This is a genomic window from Microtetraspora fusca, from assembly GCF_001570365.1.
Classification (GTDB): domain Bacteria; phylum Actinomycetota; class Actinomycetes; order Streptosporangiales; family Streptosporangiaceae; genus Microtetraspora; species Microtetraspora fusca.
Window position 1 is genome coordinate 37,428 of the sequence record NZ_BBYK01000070.1, and the last position, 18,785, is coordinate 56,212.

Consider the following 18,785-nt stretch of genomic DNA (forward strand, 5'->3'; position numbering starts at 1 on the left):
CGCGCCCGAGCCGGCCATCGCCCCCTGCGCATCGGTCAGGTCGAACCGCCTCGTCACCGCCAGGGCGGCCACGAGGTCTCCGGTAATTGGGTCGACCGCCCAATTACCGGAGACCTCTCGTTGTCGGTCTACGACCTCTCCGACACCCGGACCGGCTTACGCATCACCGCGGACTTCGATACAGGGCCTATGCGAGCGTCAGCGGGACGTGGTCGCAGTCGTAGCCGAAGTAGCGCGGCCCGGCCAGCGCCAGCCCGGCGGGCGTGGTCCAGCGCGGGTCGCAGGGCGCGGCGATCACGGTGACCCGCAGGCCGTACCTCATGTTCTCCGTGGTGACCGGCTCGCCGGTCTCGGTGTCGAGCACGCAGATCAGGTCGGGCGTCGTGGCGACCACCTCGCCGTCCCGGGTGGCGAGCAGGTGCTCGTTCTGGAAGTTGAGCCGCAGCGTACGGCCGGCGTCGGCTCCCAGCCCCTCAAGGGACGCCTGACCGCGGGCGAAGCCGCCGGAGGTGCGGCGCTCCACGTCGATCACCTTCCCGGTGAGGAGGCGCGTGCCGCCCAGCAGGTCACGCGCCGCGGCGACCGGGTCCGCGTGCTCGTGCCGCGCGAGCCGTACGGCACGGCCGAGGTCCTCGGCCAGGGTGAGCGTGGCCGGGACCAGGCCGTCGCGCAACTGGTCGCCGCGCAGCACGGTGTCGGCGCACGACACCTGGCAGCCCATCTCCACGCAGGCCGAGCGGGCGATCCGCTCCGACCACAGGTTGGAGACCGCGTCCACGACGAGCGTGTTCCCCTTGTCGTCGGCGAGGGCCATGGGCGTGGTCGACACGCCGATCAGCGTGGGCAGCACCATCTGGGCCTCGGGGAAGGCCCGCCCCATGGCGTCGCCGTCGACCAGCGGGAGTCCCGACTCCGCCGCGGCCGCGATGGGGATCATCGAGTTCACGCCGCCGATCTCGATCGGCACGATGTGCGTCGCGGGCCGTCCCAGCACGGCCTCCAGCGCGCGCAGGGCAGTGAGCTCCTCCGCGCCGGAGGGCAGCTTCTCCAGCAGGACCGTCGGCGCGCCCATCGCGGAGACCGGCACGACCGTCGCGTCGGCCGGCACCTCGTCGATGTCGGCGACCGTCACCGGGCCGTGGCGGCGGATCGCCTCCCGGGCCAGCAGCTTGCCGATGTAGGGGTCGCCGCCGCCGCCCGTGCCGAGGATGCCCGCGCCGCGGGCGATGTCGTCGAGCTGCTCGATTCCGATCTCACGCATCGATCTTCTCCAGGTCCAGGTCGCCGACGGCCTTCACCCGAACGCGGGTCGCGTTCCCGGGGAGGTACGCCAGCGGGATCTCCTCCACGTCCACGATCCGCACGCTGCCGGGGCGCGCCCCGGCCCGTTCGGCGCGGGACACCGCCTCGGCGCGGGCCTCGTCGAGCACGGTCTCGCGGGCGCCGGAGAACACCCGGTCCACCTCCCCGCCGACCTGCGCGATGGCCGCGCCGACGGCGTTGGCGACGGCGAAGTGGTCCGGCCGGCGTACGTCGTCGAAGCCGGGCAGCCGGTCGGGGATGAGGACGCTGCCGCCCCCGACGGCGACGACCGGCAGCGGGGCGGAGGAGGTGCGCATCCGGTCCACGGTGACGGCGACGCGCTCGGCGATCCGGCGCAGCGCGTCGCGCGGGTCGATGTGCGAGACGAGGGACGGGTCGCCGATCTTGGCGTACCCGGCGGCCACGGCGAGGTCGGTCGCGGTCAGGGTGGACCCGCCGAAGACCAGGGCCTCGGAGGGGAGCCGGTAGCCGACGCTGCGCGGCCCGGTCGTGCCGTCCTCGGAGACGATCGAGCCCCCGCCGATGCCGAGCGACAGCACGTCCGGGATGCGGAAGTTGGTGCGGACCCCGGCCAGCTCCGCCTCGCCCGCGGCCTCCCGGGGGAAGCCGCCCACCAGCACGCCCACGTCGGTCGTCGTGCCGCCGATGTCGACCACGGCGCAGTCGGTGAGGCCGGACAGGAACGCGGCGCCCCGCATCGAGTTGGTCGGCCCGGAGGCGAAGGTCGCCACCGGGTACCGCCTGGCCTGCTCGACGTCCATCAGCGTGCCGTCGTTCTGGGACAGGAACAGCGGGGCGTCGATGCCGGCCGCCAGCAGCGCGCCGCCGAACGCGTCGACGATGCCGACGGCCAGCGACCGCAGCGCGGCGTTGACGATGGTGGCGTTCTCCCTGGCCAGCAGGCCCACCCGGCCGATCTCGTGGGAGAGGGACAGGTGGACGCCGGGGCCGAGCTCGGCGGCGAGGATCTCCGCCGCGCGCAGCTCGAACTCGGCGCTCACCGGCGAGAAGACCGAGGAGATCGCCACCGAGCGCAGCCCGCGCGCCGCGATGTCCCCGGCGACCCGCCGGATCTCCTCCTCGTCGAGGTCGGAGATCGGGCGGCCGTCGAACTCGTGGCCGCCGCGGCACAGGTAGCTGGCGCCCTCGACGGCCGTCCGGAGCCGGTCCGGCCAGTCCACCATGGGCGGCAGGGCGGCCGTGGCGGGCAGGCCGAGCCGCACCGCCGCGACGGGCTCCAGCCGGGACGCCTCCACGAGGGCGTTGACGAAGTGCGTGGTGCCGATCATCACCGCCGAGACCTCGGTGGTGCCGAGCGCCTCCAGGGCGCCGGCGACGCCGGTGGTGACGTCCGCGGTAGTGGGGGATTTGACGGTCGCGAGCACCTCGTCCGCGTCGCCGATGAGTACGGCGTCGGTGTTGGTGCCGCCGACGTCGATGCCGATGCGCATGGTCGTCCGGTGGTCCTTTCAGCTTGTTACGGCGGGCGCGAGGGTGGCGGAGTGGGCGACGGGCCGCTCCCGGGTGGCGCGGACGAGGCCGAGCTTGCCGGCGACGACGTAGCCGAGCCCGGCGAGGACGAGCGAGTTGAGGGCCGGGATGCCGGGCCACTGGTAGTGCTCGCTCAGCCAGCCGATCACGGCGGCCGCGCCCCAGAGCACCAGGGTGGCGGGCACCCAGGTCGGCTCGGTGTCGGGCAGCCGCCCGGTCAGGCGCGAGGCGTCCAGGGCCGGACGCCAGCGCCGCACCACGAAGTACTCGGCGACCATGATCCCGGCGACCGGGGGCGTGATCACGCCGAGCAGGGTGAGGAAGTCGGTGAACCTGTCGAGGATGCCCGCCGCGGCGAGGACGCTGCCGAACGTGCCGATGCCGATCGTCACGGCGACCCGGTTGAGCCGGACGCCGACCGTGGACTCGACCGCGCTGAGCAGGCCGAGCGTGGCCGAGTACAGGTTCCAGTTGTTGATCTTCACGGTCGCCGAGACCAGCACGACGACGCCGAGGATCCCCGTGGAGGCGGTGATGATCGCGATGACGTCGGACGTCTTCACGGCGTACGCGAGCAGCACACCGGCCAGGCCGAGCACGTACTCGCCGAGGGAGATGCCGACGAGCGTCTGCTTGACCACGTCGCCGGTGTTGCGGTTGAACCGCGTCATGTCGGGGGTGGTGACCGCGCCGACGATGTACGAACCGGCGACGATCGTCGCGCCGCTCGCGATCGACATGGTGGCCCCGAACGGCGGCGAGGCGACCAGGTCGCCCAGGCTGTGCCGGGACACCTCCACCCACATGGCCCATCCGGCGAGGCCGAGGAACGCGGGCACGGTGATGAAGGCGGTGAGGCCCATCATCTTGAAGCCCCTGATCACCAGGGCGGTCACTCCGAGCCCCGCGACGAGGCACCAGCCCCACATGGGCAGGCCGCCGATCAGGGAGCTCAGGCCCCCGGCGAAGACCGCGGTCTGCACGCCGAACCAGCCGAAGAGACTGAGCGTGATGATCACGCCGATCAGCGTGGAGCCGTAGCGGCCGAACCCGGTCCACCGGGCGAGCATCGAGGTGGAGAGCCCCTCGCGCATCCCCGCGACGCCGACGAAGATGCAGACGATCTCCAGGATGACCGAGCCGAGGGTGAACGCCCAGAAGGCGCCCCAGAAGGACAGGCCCGCGCCCAGCGTCGCGCCGAGCAGGAACTGCGTCAGGTCGGAGAGCTGGCCGAATCGCTGCACGGCCACGTTGAACCAGGAGTAGCGGGCGGACGGAGGGACCCGCTCCAGCGGGTAGTCCTCATCGATCATTGCGGAGACCTTTCGGGGGAGGGGGTGCGAGCGGGGCGGGAGGTCCGGCGGCCCGGACACGGACGCGGACGAAGGAGCCGGGCAGGTACGCCAGCGGCGCGCGGTGCGTCTCGACGATCTCGATCGCGCGGGGGTCGGCCCCGGCGCGTACGGCGCTGGCGCGCGCCTCCTCGAGGATCTCGTCGAGCGCTCCCGCGTCCCGGGACCGGTCGTCGAGGCGGACGATCCGTTCGGCCTGCCCGCCGACGGGGCTGCCGATCGCCCCGATGGCGCCGGCGACCCGGCCGTGCGGCGGGTGCCGTACGTCGCCCACGCCGGACAGGCCGTCCGGCACGGCCGCCGCCCCACCGCCGACCACGACGAGGGGGAGCCGGTCGGCGGCGGGCTGCAGCCGGTCCACCGCCTCGGCGAGCTCCGCCAGTTCGGCGGGCGCCGGGCTGCCGGGCGAGCCGGGCGCGGCTCCGATCGGGACCTGGATCAGGTCGGGCATCCGGAAGGCGACCGGCACGCCGCCGATCTCGGCGCCGTGCGCCGCCTCCTCGGGGAAGCCGTCGGCGAGCGCGCCGACCCGGATCCGGCTCGCGCCCACGTCGGCGACCACCGCGTGGGTGAGGCCGGTCAGCAGACCCGCGCCGCGCAGCGCGCTCGCCGGACCGCTGCCCAGGCTGAGCCCGGGATGGCGGGCCAGGTGCTCCAGGCTCATGAGGGTGCCGTCGCCGCGGGTGACGAACACGGCCGCGCCGGGGAGGGCGGTGGAGAGCCGCGCGACGGTGTCGCGGGCGTGCCGGGACAGCGCCGCGTCCAGGACGGTCGTGTTCTCGCGCTCCAGCAGGCCGAGCGTGCCGAGGTCGGCGGAGAGCGAGACCGGCAGCGGGCCGAGCTCGGCCCGGACGATCTCGGCGGCCTCCCGCTCCTGGTCGCCGTCGAGGGGCGCGAAGACGCCGGTGACGGCGACCGCCTCGGCTCGCTCGGCGACCTGGCCGGCGAATCGCGCGACCGCGTCCCGGTCCAGCGGGCTGCGATCCTCCGGGTCGAGGCCGCCGCCGCCGTCGACGATCGCCGTGCCGGCGTGGACGGCGGCCAGCAGGTCGGCCGGCCAGCCGAAGAGGGGCCGTACGGCGCGGGTGGCGGGGCCGCCGATGCGCAGCACCGCGACCCGGCACAGGCCGCTGCGCCGGGCGATGGCCGAGGCCGCGCCGCGCAGCCCGATCGCGACCTGGGCGACGTCGGGGGCGCCGAGCGCGTCCAGCGCGGCGGTCACGGACGCCACGGGATCGCCCGGCACGGAGCTCACCTTGGCCGCGGTCAGCACGTGTCCGGCCGCGTCGACGAGGACGGCGTCGGTGTTGGTCGGGCCCACGTCCAGCCCGGCGCGGGGCCGGCTCACCGGTCCACGTCCAGTCCGAAGGCCGCCGGGCCGCCGAGCCGCAGCCCGCGCTCGGTGTGCCACACGGGCGCGCAGGGCAGGCGTACCACGCCCACGCGCAGGCCGTACCTGAGCTGGTCGACCCCGACGACCTCGCCGGTGCGGGTGTCGAGCAGGGAGATGATGTCGGGGATGGCGGCGACCGGCGCCCCGTCCTCGAAAAGCGCGAGGTATTCGGTGCGCGCCTCCAGCCGCACCAGTCGCCCGGCGTCCGGGCCGAGCCCCTCGACGACGACCGTGTCCGGTTCCACCACGGCGACCTTGCCGCTGATCAGCGGGGCGGGCGGGGCGCCGCCCAGCTCCACCGCCCGGGTGACGGACCCGGGGACGGTGACGTCGGGGAGCCGTCCGGCGCGGAACACGTACTCGGCGGTGGCGGCCTGGCCGCCGAACGCCTCCAGCGCCGCCCGCACCAGGCGCTCCAGCCGGCGGCCGTCGACGCCGTCGATCACCATCGTGCGGCCGCGCTCGTCGCACACCACCGCCGGAGCCGGGCTGACGCCGCGCAGCTCCATCACGGTCTGGTCCATCCGGGGGAAGGCGCGGCCCATGCCGTCGGCGTCCACCAGGGGCAGCCCCAGGTAGGCCGCCCAGGCGACGGCGACGCATCCGTTCGCGCCGCCGATCTCGCTCGCCATCAGCGCGGCCACGGGGGAGCGGTGCAGCTCCTCGACCTTGGCCCGCAGGTGGAACGGCTCGCGGGTGCCGCCGATCCGCTCGCTCAGCACCGCCGTCGAGCCGACGATGCCGCACGGCATGACGAGGTCGTCGGGGGCCAGGTCGCCCGGCTGGACGACCCGCACCGGGCCGTGCTCCTCCACGGCCTGCAGCGCGGCGGCGCGGGCGACGGTGACCGGGCCGCCGCCGCCCGATCCGAGGATCGCGCAGCCCCGCGCGTACGCGGGCAGCAGCTCGGCGTCGATTTCCACAGCACAAGGCTACGAACGGTAACGGGATGCTACGGTGTGCTCGCAGCACATCTTTTGGGGAGATCATGGTCAATCCGCCCACCGAGCGCCCGGTCTCGGCGTTGCTGGGCGCGCCCGGGCTGGACGGCGTACGGCATCTCGCCGGTCCGCTCGACGCCCGGCCGGTCATCGGGGTGCGGCTCGTGGAGGACCTGCGCGCGCTCGCCGGGCAGCCCGCCGGTTCCGTGGTGGTGCTGAGCGCCGCCGCCTCGGCGCGCGCCACCGGATACCGCCTCGACGTCGCGCTCCGCGACTGCGTGGCGGCGGGCGCGGCCGCGCTGGTCCTGACCTGCGCCGGAGAGCCGCTCGCGGCGACCGCCGCCGCCCTCGCCGACCGGGGCGCGCTCGCGGTGCTGTCCGCCGCCACGTCCCCCGGGGGCGATCTTGCCGGGCTCGTCGTGGCCGTCGAGCGGGCCGTCGCCGGGTCGGCGGCCGACGCGCTCGCCCGGGTAGAGGCCGCGACGTCCGCCGTCCTGCGCGCGGGCGGGGACCCGGAGCGGATCGCCGCGGCCGCCTCGCGCGCGCTCGGCGTCGCCGTACGGACCGGACCGCCGGGGAGTGGCCCGGGGCGAGACGGGGCCTTCTCCGCCGGCCTTTCGGATGTGGCCGACGGCGCACGAGACGGCGCGGCGGACGGGCACCTGGAGCGCGCCGTCCGGGTGGTGCTGGAGGTCGCCGCGCTGGCCGCCGCGCGCGGGGAGCCGGACGACATCCCGGTGCGCTCCCGCTCGCAGCTCCTCGCCGAGCTGCTGATCGCCCCCGAGGAGCAGGCGCTGCGGCTGGCCGCCCGGGCGCGGGCGCTCGGCATGGCCGTCGACTCCTGGCACATCGCGCTGCGGGTGGAGCCGGCCGAGCTGGCGGGCACCGAGCGGTACGCCGTGCTCGACGCGGCCGGGCCGCTCGCGATGCGGCTGCTCCGCTCGGCCGGAGGGCCCGACTGGAACCTCGCCCGCGCCGACGACGCGCTGATCGTCATCCGCACCCAGCCCGCCGACCCCGGCAGGCAGGGGCTGCGGGCGGCCGTGGCCGACGCCGAAAGGCTCCTCGGCCACCTGCGCGCGCGGCTGCCCGAGGCGGGGCTGCGCTGCGGTGTCAGCGGCGCCCATCGCGGCCCGCTGGGGCTGCGCACCTCCGCGAGGGAGGCGAGGAGCGCGCTGCTGCGCGACCCGGCCGCCCGGTCGCCGGTCACCGCGCACGACGTGGCCGGGCTCGACCGGATGCTGATCGAGTGGTACTCCTCCGAGGCCGCCCGGCAGGCCGTACGCGAGCTCCTGGCCCCGCTGACCGCCCTCGGGCCCACCCGGGCCGAGCCGCTGCTGCGCACATTGCAGTGCTACCTCGACCATCAGGGATCGCCCGCGCGGGTGGCCGAGGAGCTCCACCTCCACCGGAACGCGGTGAGCCAGCGGATCCGCAAGATCGAGGAACTGCTCGGCGCCGACCTCGACGACCCCCAGCAGCGGCTCGCCCTGCAGCTCGCCTGCCGTGCCGCCCGGATCCGCGCCTGACCGGCTCGCAGGTGCGTCTCACTCCAGGGCCGTGAGCGGGGCGGGATAGCCGCGCACCCCGCCGATCCGCCACGGCTCGCGCGCCTCCGCCGGCGCCAGGCCGGCGAGCTCGGGGACGTACCGGTGGATGTAGCCGGAGACGGGGTCGAAGCGGCGCGCCTGCCGGAGCGGGTTGAGCACCCGGCCGGGACGAGGCGAGTTGCCGGTGCCCGCGATCCACTGCCAGTTGCCGCCGTTGTCGGCCACGTCGCCGTCGAGCAGCAGGTCGAAGAAGTGCGCGGCGCCGACCCGCCAGTCCACGCCCAGGTGGTTGACGAGGTAATCGGCCACGATCATGCGCGCTCGGTTGTGCATCCAGCCCTCGGCGAGGAGTTGGCGCATGCCCGCGTCCACGATCGGGATCCCCGTCATGCCCGCCTTCCACGCGCTCACCGCGTCGGCGTCGTCCCGCCACCTCCGTGGGCGCGGGCGGTAGTCGCGGCGGCCGATCGCCGGGAAGGCCAGCGTCACCTGGTGGAAGAAGTCGCGCCAGCAGAGCTGCCGGACGAAGGGGTGCTCGACGGGCGCGACGGATGCGGCCTCCAGCGGGGAGAGGCAGCCGAACCTCAGGTACGGGCTCAGCCGGGAGGTGCGGTCGCCGGCCAGATCGTCGTGCCCGTCCGCGTAGCCGTCCAGGCCCTCGCGCCGCCACCGCTCCAGCCGCGCCCGCGCGGCCGACTCGCCGCCGCGCAGCGCCGGGTGGGGCGCGTGGCGGGGCAGATCGCCGGGCTCCAGGCCCGGCTCCAGACCCGGCTCCAGACCCGGCTCCAGACCGGGCGGCAGCGGGACGCGCGCCGGGGCCGGGAGCACCGGGCGGCGCGGGTGGCCCGCCCACGCCCGCCAGTAGGGCGTGAAGACCCGGTAGTGGTCCCCGCCCCCGGACGGCAGGAGTTCGCCGGGCGGGACGATCGTCAGGCCGGGGAAGAGCCGCAGGCCGATCCGCTCCCCGGCGAGCCGGCGCTCCCGCCCGCGGGCGAGCGCGCTGACGTCGGCGCTCGCGTAGACCTCGGACGCGCCCACCGCGGCGGCGAGCCGCATCGTCTCGGCCACCGTGTCGCCGTGCCGTACCAGGAGGTCGCCCCCGCGGGCCCGGAGCGACGCGCGCAGATCGGCCAGGCAGTCGGTCAGGAAGCCGGCGCGGCAGCCGGCGGGCACCCTGGGGTCGAGCACGAACAGCGGCACGACATGGCCGCCGCGGGCGCAGGCGGCGGTCAGCGCCGGGTGGTCGCGCACGCGCAGATCCCGCGTGAACAGCACGATCACGGTGTCCATCAGATCAGCGCGGAGGGGACCGCCTGCTTCAGCCGGCGGGGGAGTCCGCGCTCCCTCCCTTCGGGTTTCGTCGGTCGTGGCCCCCTGAAGTCGCATCCGGCGCAGTTTTTGCGGTGTTCCTGCGCTGAGCTGGTTGTTTGTCCATCAGATGCCTCCGTATGAATAGGTTTGAGTGGGTTCGGCGTCCGGAGCCGGGGGGATCGGTGGACGATACGACGGCCATCCGCCTCACGCGGGGCGAGCCCGGGGCGCTCGGCGAGTGCCACCGGGTGTACCCCGCGATGGGGTGCTCCTATCCGCGGCGGCCGGCCCCGGCGCAGGACGTCGAAGACGTGGCGCGGGTCGGCTTCGCCGAGGCGTGGCGATCACGGCGCCGGTTCGATCCCGACAGGAGTCTTCCCACTTGGCCGGTGGGCATCGCCCACGGACACGAACACGCCCGGCGCGACCGTGTCGCGGCCTGAGCGGGCGGCCCGCTGCCTGGTGACGGGCGCCACCGGTTACGTGGGCGGGCGGCTGGTCCCCGAGCTGCTCGCCGCCGGGTACGGCGTGCGCTGCATGGCCAGGTCGCCGGGACGGCTGCGCGACCGGGCGTGGCACGGCGACGTGGAGATCGCGAAGGCGGACGCCATGGACCAGGGGCAGACCGTGCGGGCCCTCGAGGGGACGGACGTCGCCTACTACCTGATCCACACGATGGGGTCCGCCCGCGCATTCGTGGAGCGGGACCGGAAGGCGGCCGCGGTGTTCGCCGCGGCGGCGCGGGAGGCGGGCGTGCGGCGGGTCGTCTACCTCGGCGGGCTCACGCCGCCCGAGCGGCCCTCGCCGCACATGCGCTCCCGGGCCGAGGTGGAGCGAATCCTTCTCGGCTCCGGCGTCCCCACGGCGGTGCTCCGGGCGGCCGTGATCATCGGCTCGGGGTCGTTGTCGTTCGAGATGCTGCGCCACCTCACCGAGCGGCTGCCGGTCATGGTCACGCCCCGCTGGGTGCGCACGCTGACCCAGCCGATCGCGATCCGCGACGTGCTGCGCTACCTCGTGGGGTGCGCGGAGCTGCCCGAGGACGTGCACCGGGGGTTCGACATCGGCGGCCCCGACGTCCTGACGTACGCCGAGATGATGCGCGGCTACGCGGCCGTGGCCGGGCTGCCGCGCCGAGTGATCCTGCCGGTGCCGCTGCTCACCCCGCGCCTGTCCAGTTACTGGGTGGGGCTGGTCACGCCGCTGCCGGCCAGGGTGGCCCGGCCGCTGGTCGAGTCGCTCCGGGGCGAGGCGGTCTGCCGGGAGCACGACATCGCCCGGTACGTGCCCGACCCGCCCGAGGGGCTGATCCGGTTCACCCAGGCGGTGGACCTCGCGCTCCGCCGGATCAAGGAGGCCGACGTCACGACCCGCTGGTCCTGCGCCTCCACGCCGGGCGCGCCGAGCGACCCGCTGCCCACCGACCCCGACTGGGCGGGCGGCAGCCTGTACGTGGACGAGCGGAGCCGGACCCTGGACGTGCCGCCGGAGCGGCTGTGGCGGGTGATCGAGGGCATCGGCGGTGAGAACGGGTGGTACTCCCTCCCCGTCGCCTGGCGGGTACGCGGTCTCCTCGACCGGCTGATGGGCGGCGTGGGCCTGCGCCGGGGGAGGCGCGACCCGCAGCGGCTCCGGGTCGGCGACGCGCTCGACTTCTGGCGGGTCGAGGAGATCGTGCCCGGCTCCCTGCTGCGGCTCCGCGCCGAGATGCGGCTACCCGGCCTCGCGTGGCTGGAGCTGACCTGCCGGCGGGAGCGGGGACGCACGGTATACGGCCAGCGGGCGATCTTCCATCCCCGCGGACTGCTCGGCCACCTGTACTGGTGGGCGATCACGCCATTCCACGGGCTGATCTTCGGCCGGATGCCCCGCAACATCGCCCGCGCGGCGGCCCTTCCGCGGACGCGCTCCGGGTGACGGTCTCACGGGTGGTGGCAGACCGCCTCGTGTCCGGAGGTGAGGACGTGGAAGGTCACCTCGGGCGCGCGGAACAGGGTGTTGTGCACCGGGCAGTGCCGGATGACCGCGGTGAAGGACTCGCGCAGCCCCTCGGGCAGCCCGGGCGCCTCGACGTCGAGCGCGACCTTGCTCAACCGCGCCGGCTGCAGGCCGAGGTCGTACCGCGCGGTGACCGTGACGCCGGCGGGAAGCTGGCATCGGTGCAGGTAGCGCTCGGCGCAGTCCGCGACGCACGCGGCGAGGCTGCCGACGAAGAGTTCGGTCGCGGTGGGCCCGGTGTCGCTTCCGCCGAAGTCCTTCGGCTCGTCCACCCGCACGGAGTGCCCGCGGATCCGGATGTCGAAGCGATCACCGCCGTGCCACGCGACCCGCAGGGTTTCGCTCCGGCTCTCGGCCATGGCTGGCTCCACGCTCGTGACTGATGCTCCAAAGAAGCACCGCTGCCCACCCCTCGCGGAGAAAAACCACCATAAAAGGTGATATGTCGGGATTAGGGGGGTGGGTGAATGGAGGGGCGCGGACAGAGGGCCGTACGGATAGGTACGGACAGAGGGCGCAGTACGGCCCGCAGGAGAGGGGGCGCCATGAGGGAACCGATCGTGGTCGGCGTCGACGGGTCGCCGGTCTCGCTGCAGGCGGCCGAATGGTCCGGACGGGAGGCCGCGCTGCGCGGCGCGCCGGTACGGGTCGTCCACGTGGCCACGCAGTGGGCCCATCACATCCCGCTGGTGCCCGAGCCCGGCCGCTGGGGCGCGGAGCGGTCGGCGGCCCTGGAGGAGATGCTCCAGGGCGCGGTCAACCGGGTCAGGGCCGGCCACCCGGACGTCCAGGTCACCACCGAGATCCTGGAGGGCGGCGCGGGCGAGACGCTCGTCGCCGAGGCCAAAGGGGCGCAGCTCCTGGTCGTGGGGAACCGGGGGCGCGGCGGCTTCGCCGAGCTGCTGCTCGGCTCCGTCAGCCGCTACACCGCCTCCCGGTCGCCGTGCCCCCTGGTCGTCGTCCGCGAGCAGCATCCGCACGTGCGCGGCCAGATCGTCGCGGGCGTCACCGGGCGGGCCGACCGCAGCGCCGTCCTGGACTTCGCCTTCCGGGAGGCCGAGCTGCGCGGGGCGGTCCTGCGCGTCCTGCACGCCTGGACCCACCCGACCAGCACGGGGCCGGGCGACATGCTGCCCGTCGTGTACGACGTCGAGGCCGTCGGGCAGGAGGAGGAGACCCTGCTCGCCGAGGCCGTCGCGGGATGGCGCGAGAACCGGCCCGACGTCGAACTGGTCCAGCAGGTCGTGCGCGAGCACCCGGCCAAGGCGCTGATCGAGGCCTCCGCCGAGCACGACCTCACCATCCTGGGCGCGCACGAAGGAGGCCGCTCGCTGCTCGGCCTCGGCTTCGTCGCGCACGCCGTCCTGCATCACGCGCACGGCCCGGTCGTGGTCGTCCGCCCGTGACCGGCCCGCCCGGGGCGGGAGGGCGGAGAGGGGGAGAGATGGCCGAGCCGATCATCGTCGGCGTGGACGGATCCCCGGCCGCCACGGCCGCGGTCGCCTGGGCGGCCGACGACGCGGCCAGGAAGGGCAAGCCACTGCGCCTGGTCCACGCCGTCCACCGCCCGCCGTACGGGAGCCGGCCGTACCCGATCCCGGGGCTGGACGACGCGCTGAGCCGGGCCGGCGGCCAGTTCCTGCGCGAGGCCGAGGAGATCGTCCGGGAGCGGCACCCCCTCCTCGACGTGTCCGCCCGGCTCCTCGAAGGCGCCCCGGCCCGCATGCTGCTCCGCGAGGCGGAGGGCGCCTCCGAGCTGGTGGTCGGCAGCCGCGGCCGGGGCGGCTTCGCCGGGATGCTGCTCGGCTCGGTGAGCGGGGGCCTCCCCGGCCACACGGCCGTCCCCGTCGTCGTCGTACGGCCCGGCCGCACTGCGGCGGACGCGACCGAGGTGGTCGTCGGCGTGGACGAGTCGGAGGGGTGCGAGCCCGCCCTGGGATACGCGTTCGAGCAGGCGCTGCTGCGCCGCGGACGGCTGCGCGCCGTGTACGGGTGGCGGCCGCCACCCGAGATCTACACGGGGTACTTCGTCTACGACCCGGAGGAGGCGCGGCAACTCCGGCAGGTCCTCGACGTCGGCCGCATCGCCGCCTGGCGGGCGAGGTTTCCGGAGGTGCGGGCGGAGGTCGAGGTCGTCTGCGACCACCCTGTCAGCGCGCTGGTCGACGTGGCCGCGTCCGCTGCCGTTCTCGTCGTGGGCTCCCGCGGCAGGAGCGGGATCGCGGCGATGGTGCTCGGCTCGGTGAGCCGCGGCGTGCTCCACCACGCCCACTGCCCCGTCGCGGTCGTGTCCTCCTGACCCTCGCGCCGGCGCGGATGGGGCCGGTCTGCCGATGGGGTGCCGTGTCAGCGGCCGTGTCAGCACGGCGACGGCCCGATATCAGGGCGGTCGGCGATCGTGGATGCCACGAACGGTTCAGCGATCGCGGCCTCGGGGCCGCGAAAGGCATCCAGAAACACGACCATGCTCGACGGCCGATGAGAGGAATGACCATGGAACACATCGTCACGACGCTGCCGACGGCGCGTCAGCCCGGCTGCCCCTTCGACCCGCCGGCAGAGCTGATCGACGCCCGCCGGCACGGCCCGATCAGTCGCTACCCCTTCCCCGATGGGCACCAGGGCTGGCTGGTCACCGGCTACGACCTGGTCCGGTCGGTCCTGGCCGACTCGCGGTTCAGCTCACGCAAGGAGCTCATGCGCCACCACCCGCTGATCGACTACGGCGACATCGAGGTCCCCCCGGCGCCGCCCGGCGAGTTCCTCCTCATGGACGAGCCACAGCACAGCCGCTACCGCAAACCGCTGGTGGGCAAGTTCACCGTACGGCGGATGCGACTGCTCACCGAGCGCATCGAGCAGATCACCGCCGAGCACCTGGACGCCATGGAGAAGGCCGGGCCGCCGACCGACCTGGTGACCGCGTTCGCCAAGCCCATCCCCTCCATCGTGATCTGTGAGCTGCTGGGGGTGCCGTATGAGGACCGGGGCCGCTTCCAGGACCAGATCGACACGTTCCTCGGCGGGGAGACCAGCGACGAGGACCTGATCGCGGCCTATACTGCGACCCAGCAGTACCTGGCGGAGCTGGTGGCGGCCAAGCGCGCGAACCCCACCGACGACGTGCTCAGCGACCTCACCGACAGCGATCTGACCGATGAGGAGCTGAGGGGGATCAGCCTGATTCTGCTGGCGGCCGGGTTCGACACCACCGCGAACACGCTGGCGCTGGGTACCTTCGCGCTGCTGCGCAACCCGGCGCAGCTGGCCGCGCTGCGCGCCGATCCCGCGCTCACCGACGGGGCCGTGGAGGAGCTGCTGCGGTATCTGTCCGTCGCCAAGACGTTCATGAGGACGGCACTGGAGGACGTCGAGCTGGGCGGCCAGACCATCAAGGCCGGCACGACGGTCATCCTGTCGTACAACACCGCCAACCGGGACCCCGAGCGCTTCACCGATCCCCACGTACTCGACATCCAGAGGCAGGACGGCGGGCACCTGGCCTTCGGCCACGGCATCCACCAGTGCCTGGGCCAGCAGCTGGCCCGCGTCGAGATGCGGGTCGCCTTCCCCGCGCTGCTCAGCCGCTTCCCCACGCTGCGCCTGGCCGTACCGGCCGAAGAGGTGGCCCTGCGCCCGGAGACCGCCGACATCTACGGGGTGAAGAGCCTCCCGGTCGCCTGGGACGTGTGACCGCGAGCCGGTGACGGGCGAGGTCGCGTACGGTCGCCGCCGGTGCCCACATGGTCAGCTCACCGAGCGGGCGTGGTCGCGGTGGGGTGCACGCCGGTTCAACGGAGGAGGTCGCGCCGGCTCAGTGTGCTGCCGAGCGCGGCCGCCGCCGCGCGCACCGCCGTCACATGTCCCTCGGGCCGGAACCTGTGGCTGGGGCCGGCCACGCTGATCGCGGCGAGCGGCTCGTCGCCGCGCCCCAGCACCGGCGCGGCGACGCACACGAGCCCGACGGCCGACTCCTCCTGCTCGAACGCGACGCCGGTCTCGGTGACGCGCTGCAACTGGCGCCGGAGGATGCCCGGCGCGACGACGGTGTGCGGCGTGCGCCGCTCGAGCGGCCCGGCCAGCACCTCGCGCCGCAGGTCGGCGCCGGCGTACGCGAGCAGAGCCTTGCCGATCGCGGTGCAGTGCAGCGGCATCCGCCCGCCCGGGCGCGAGGGCGCCTTGGCTTGGCGGTGGCCGCCGATCTTGGCGACGTAGACGACGTCGTGACCCTCCCGCACCCCGAGGTGGACGGTCTCGTGGGTGCGTTCGTAAAGGTCTTGAAGGAACGGCATCGCCACCTCGAGCAGGCTGCGCTCCAGCGAGGCGAGCATCCCGAGCTCGAAGAGGCCGCCACTGAGCCGGTAGCCGCCGTCGGCGCGGTCGAGCAGGCGGTTGGCGACCAGATCGCCGGACAGCCGATGCACGGTCGCCTTGTGGAGGCCGGTGCGCCGCACCAGCTCGGCGAGGCTGACGACCCGGTCCTCGGGCCGGAAGGCGCGCAGGATCGTCACCGCCTTGCCCAGCACGGTGTCGAGGTCGGCAGTCTCCGTCACCCCCGCAGCGTATCGCTGAGCGAGACGAAGTGCTGGTCGGCGCCCGAGCCCGACCGCACAGTGGGGGCGTGACCGAAACCACCGGGCTCGCCGTCGCGAGCCAGTCCGACATCGCCGCCGCGGTCGAGCGGCTCGCCGGGGCGTCCGCGTCCGGCGTGCCGTGCGCCCCCGTGCGGGACCTGATCGGCCGGGACGACCTGGCCGCCGCGTACGCCGTCCAGGCGGCGCTCACCGGCCGCCGGCTCGCCGCCGGCGCCCGGATCGTCGGCCGCAAGATCGGCCTGACCTCGGAGGCCGTGCAACGGCAGCTCGGCGTCGACCAGCCCGACCTCGGCGTCCTCTTCGACGACATGGCGTACGCCGACGGGGACGCGATCCCGGCCGGGCGGGTCCTCCAGCCACGGATCGAGGCGGAGATCGCGTTCGTGCTCCGTTCCGACCTGGCCGACGGCCCGCTCGGCGCCCCGCAGGTCCGGGACGCGATCGAGTACGGCGTCGCCGCGCTCGAGATCTGCGGCAGCCGGATCGCCGGGTGGGACATCGCCTTCGGCGACACGGTCGCCGACAACGCGTCCTCGGGCGCCTACGTGCTCGGGACGGAACGCCGCACCCTCGACGAGTTTGAGCCGGTGGACGTCGTGATGTCGATGAGCGTCGACGGCAAGGAGGTCTCCACCGGGACCGGCGCTGCCTGCCTGGGCGACCCGATCGAGGCGGTCGTGTGGCTGGCCCGGATGGCCCGCGACCTCGGCGAGCCGCTGCGCGCGGGGCAGGTCGTCCTCTCCGGCGCGCTCGGTCCGATGCGGCCGGTCGCCGCCGGCGACACCGTCACCGCCACCCTGTCCGGCCTCGGCACGGTGACGGTCCGCTTCACCGAAGGAGCAGCATCATGAGCAGGACGAAGGTCGCGATCATCGGATCGGGCAACATCGGCACCGACCTGATGATCAAGGTGTTGCGCGGGGCGCACCACCTCGAGATGGGCGCCATGGTCGGCATCGACCCCGAGTCGGACGGCCTGGCCCGCGCCGCCCGGTTCGGCGTCCAGACGACGCACGAGGGCGTCGACGGGCTGATCGCGCTGCCGGACTTCGGCGAGATCGAGATCGTCTTCGACGCGACCTCGGCCAAGGCGCACGAGATGAACGCCGCGAAGCTGATCCCGCTCGGGAAGCGGCTGATCGACCTGACCCCGGCGGCGATCGGGCCCTACGTCATCCCCGCCGTCAACCTGGACGAGCACCTCGACGCGCCCGACGTCAACATGGTCACCTGCGGCGGCCAGGCCACGATCCCGATCGTCGCCGCCGTCAGCCGGGTGGTGCCGGTCGAGTTCGCCGAGATCGTCGCGTCGATCGCGTCGAAGTCGGCCGGTCCGGGCACCCGCGCCAACATCGACGAGTTCACCGAGACCACCTCGGCCGCCATCGAGCAGGTCGGCGGGGCGCGCCGCGGCAAGGCGATCATCATCCTCAACCCCGCCGAGCCGCCGATGATCATGCGGGACACGGTCTTCTGTCTCGTCACGGCGCCGGACCCGGCCGTGCGCGAGGAGATCCGGCGATCGGTCGAGAAGATGGTCGCCGACGTCGCCGCCTACGTCCCGGGCTACCGGCTCAAGCAGCAGGTGCAGATCACGGAGATCCCCGCCGACCAGCCGGTCGGGACGCTCCTCGCCGACGGCGCCTCCCGGCCAACCCACCAGGTGTCGGTCTTCCTCGAGGTCGAGGGCGCCGCGCACTACCTCCCGGCCTACGCCGGCAACCTCGACATCATGACCTCCGCCGGCCTGCGGGTCGCGGAGCGCATCGCGGCAGGGAAGGCGGACCTCTGATGGGCACCCCGATCTTCGTCCAGGACGTCACGCTGCGCGACGGGATGCACGCCATACGCCACCGGATCACCCCGGAGGACGTCAAGCGCATCGTCACCGCGCTCGACCGGGCGGGCGTCGACGCGCTCGAGGTCGCGCACGGCGACGGCCTCGCCGGAGGGTCGCTCAACTACGGTCCCGGGTCGCACACCGACTGGGAATGGATCGAAGCCGCGGCATCGGTGCTGGTGAACGCCCGCCTCACCACGCTGCTGCTGCCGGGCGTCGGCACCGTCCACGAACTGAAGCGGGCCCACGACCTCGGCGTACGCTCCGTCCGGGTCGCCACGCACTGCACCGAGGCCGACATCTCCGCGCAGCACATCGCCGCGGCGCGCGAGCTCGGCATGGATGTGTCCGGCTTCCTGATGCTCTCCCACATGGCCCCGCCGGAGGAGCTGGCCCGGCAGGCGAAGCTGATGGAGTCCTACGGCGCGCACTGCGTCTACGTCACCGACTCCGGCGGCCGGCTCACGATGAACGACGTGGCCGCACGGGTCCGCGCGTACCGGGACGTCCTCGACGACGGGACCGAGATCGGCATCCACGCTCACGAGAACCTGTCGCTGTCGGTCGCCAACTCCGTCGTCGCGGTCGAGAACGGCGTCTACCGGGTCGACGCGTCGCTGGCGGGTCACGGCGCGGGCGCGGGCAACTGCCCGCTGGAGGCGTTCATCGCGGTCGCGGACCTCTCGGACTTCGAGCACCGATGCGACCTGTTCCAGCTCCAGGACGCCGCGGACGACATCGTCCGCCCGCTTCAGGACCGTCCGGTGCGGGTCGACCGGGAGACCCTCACCCTCGGGTACGCCGGCGTCTACTCGTCGTTCCTCCGCCACGCGGAGACCGCCGCCGCGCGGTACGACGTCGACGTCCGCGACATCCTCATGGAGTGCGGCCGCCGCCGGCTCGTGGGCGGCCAGGAGGACATGATCGTCGACATCGCGCTCACGATCGTCGCCGAGCGCGAGAAGCGGCCCGCCTGACCGTCGCGCCGGCC

Annotated in this window: 17 protein-coding genes; 9 read left to right on the plus strand and 8 right to left on the minus strand. The window is 74.2% G+C overall.

Annotation, left to right across the window (positions count from 1 at the left end; all coding sequences use genetic code 11):
• Positions 1-187 precede the first annotated feature (187 nt).
• Genes AWQ68_RS33215 through AWQ68_RS33235 form a run of 5 tightly spaced genes read right to left on the minus strand, consistent with a single transcriptional unit; the run spans position 188 to position 6,482 of the window.
• The gene (locus AWQ68_RS33215; RefSeq protein ID WP_066948356.1) at positions 188-1,261 is read right to left on the minus strand and encodes an S-methyl thiohydantoin desulfurase family protein; all 1,074 of its coding nucleotides are present in this window, start codon (positions 1,259-1,261) and stop codon (positions 188-190) included.
• Positions 1,254-2,774 (minus strand): hydantoinase/oxoprolinase N-terminal domain-containing protein, encoded by a 1,521-nt coding sequence (locus AWQ68_RS33220; RefSeq protein ID WP_066948357.1) that lies wholly within the window; start codon positions 2,772-2,774, stop codon positions 1,254-1,256. The genes AWQ68_RS33215 and AWQ68_RS33220 overlap by 8 nt, the downstream gene beginning before the upstream one ends.
• An 18-nt stretch (positions 2,775-2,792) precedes the next feature.
• On the minus strand, positions 2,793-4,127 hold the full coding sequence (locus AWQ68_RS33225; protein WP_066948360.1) for a purine-cytosine permease family protein: 1,335 nt from the start codon (positions 4,125-4,127) through the stop codon (positions 2,793-2,795).
• A complete protein-coding gene (locus AWQ68_RS33230; protein ID WP_066948363.1) occupies positions 4,117-5,514 on the minus strand; it encodes a hydantoinase/oxoprolinase N-terminal domain-containing protein in 1,398 nt (465 codons plus the stop codon). Before AWQ68_RS33230 ends, AWQ68_RS33225 begins: the two co-directional genes overlap by 11 nt.
• Entirely contained in the window at positions 5,511-6,482 is a 972-nt protein-coding gene (locus AWQ68_RS33235) for a DUF917 domain-containing protein (protein WP_066948365.1), read from the minus strand. The genes AWQ68_RS33230 and AWQ68_RS33235 overlap by 4 nt, the downstream gene beginning before the upstream one ends.
• Before the next feature lie 65 nt (positions 6,483-6,547).
• Here AWQ68_RS33235 and AWQ68_RS33240 point away from each other — a divergent pair, with 65 nt between their 5' ends.
• On the plus strand, positions 6,548-8,029 hold the full coding sequence (locus AWQ68_RS33240) for a PucR family transcriptional regulator (protein ID WP_066948368.1): 1,482 nt from the start codon (positions 6,548-6,550) through the stop codon (positions 8,027-8,029).
• Positions 8,030-8,047: 18 nt separating this feature from the next.
• Here AWQ68_RS33240 and AWQ68_RS33245 read toward each other — a convergent pair whose 3' ends face one another.
• The gene (locus AWQ68_RS33245; protein ID WP_066948371.1) at positions 8,048-9,340 is read right to left on the minus strand and encodes a cryptochrome/photolyase family protein; all 1,293 of its coding nucleotides are present in this window, start codon (positions 9,338-9,340) and stop codon (positions 8,048-8,050) included.
• 203 nt (positions 9,341-9,543) lie between these two features.
• Between AWQ68_RS33245 and AWQ68_RS33250 the strand changes: the two genes are divergently transcribed.
• Positions 9,544-9,804, plus strand: a complete 261-nt coding sequence (locus AWQ68_RS33250) for a sigma factor (RefSeq protein WP_066948374.1) — start codon at positions 9,544-9,546, stop codon at positions 9,802-9,804.
• Positions 9,791-11,278, plus strand: coding sequence for an SDR family oxidoreductase (locus tag AWQ68_RS33255; protein WP_066948375.1), 1,488 nt, complete (start codon positions 9,791-9,793; stop codon positions 11,276-11,278). Before AWQ68_RS33250 ends, AWQ68_RS33255 begins: the two co-directional genes overlap by 14 nt.
• Before the next feature lie 5 nt (positions 11,279-11,283).
• Here AWQ68_RS33255 and AWQ68_RS33260 read toward each other — a convergent pair whose 3' ends face one another.
• Positions 11,284-11,718 carry an OsmC family protein gene (locus AWQ68_RS33260; RefSeq protein WP_066948377.1) on the minus strand — a complete coding sequence of 145 codons (435 nt, stop codon included), beginning with the start codon at positions 11,716-11,718 and terminating at the stop codon, positions 11,284-11,286.
• Positions 11,719-11,904: 186 nt separating this feature from the next.
• Between AWQ68_RS33260 and AWQ68_RS33265 the strand changes: the two genes are divergently transcribed.
• From AWQ68_RS33265 to AWQ68_RS33275, 3 genes are all read left to right on the plus strand, one after another.
• Positions 11,905-12,765: a universal stress protein gene (locus tag AWQ68_RS33265; protein ID WP_066948378.1), complete on the plus strand. Its 861-nt coding sequence runs from the start codon at positions 11,905-11,907 to the stop codon at positions 12,763-12,765.
• A 38-nt stretch (positions 12,766-12,803) separates the two neighbouring features.
• Positions 12,804-13,658, plus strand: coding sequence for a universal stress protein (locus AWQ68_RS33270; RefSeq protein WP_066948380.1), 855 nt, complete (start codon positions 12,804-12,806; stop codon positions 13,656-13,658).
• A gap of 194 nt (positions 13,659-13,852) precedes the next feature.
• Complete coding sequence (locus tag AWQ68_RS33275; RefSeq protein ID WP_174554172.1) at positions 13,853-15,052, plus strand: cytochrome P450; 1,200 nt, start codon at positions 13,853-13,855, stop codon at positions 15,050-15,052.
• A 98-nt stretch (positions 15,053-15,150) separates the two neighbouring features.
• Here AWQ68_RS33275 and AWQ68_RS33280 read toward each other — a convergent pair whose 3' ends face one another.
• On the minus strand, positions 15,151-15,912 hold the full coding sequence (locus AWQ68_RS33280) for an IclR family transcriptional regulator (protein ID WP_066948383.1): 762 nt from the start codon (positions 15,910-15,912) through the stop codon (positions 15,151-15,153).
• A gap of 68 nt (positions 15,913-15,980) precedes the next feature.
• On the opposite strand from AWQ68_RS33280, the gene AWQ68_RS33285 reads away from it, so the two are divergent.
• The 3 genes from AWQ68_RS33285 to dmpG are packed head-to-tail and all read left to right on the plus strand — an operon-like array spanning position 15,981 to position 18,771.
• Positions 15,981-16,805 (plus strand): 2-keto-4-pentenoate hydratase, encoded by an 825-nt coding sequence (locus AWQ68_RS33285; RefSeq protein WP_066948385.1) that lies wholly within the window; start codon positions 15,981-15,983, stop codon positions 16,803-16,805.
• On the plus strand, positions 16,802-17,746 hold the full coding sequence (locus tag AWQ68_RS33290; protein WP_066948386.1) for an acetaldehyde dehydrogenase (acetylating): 945 nt from the start codon (positions 16,802-16,804) through the stop codon (positions 17,744-17,746). Before AWQ68_RS33285 ends, AWQ68_RS33290 begins: the two co-directional genes overlap by 4 nt.
• Positions 17,746-18,771 carry a 4-hydroxy-2-oxovalerate aldolase gene (gene dmpG, locus AWQ68_RS33295; protein ID WP_066948389.1) on the plus strand — a complete coding sequence of 342 codons (1,026 nt, stop codon included), beginning with the start codon at positions 17,746-17,748 and terminating at the stop codon, positions 18,769-18,771. Before AWQ68_RS33290 ends, dmpG begins: the two co-directional genes overlap by 1 nt.
• Positions 18,772-18,785 lie beyond the last annotated feature (14 nt).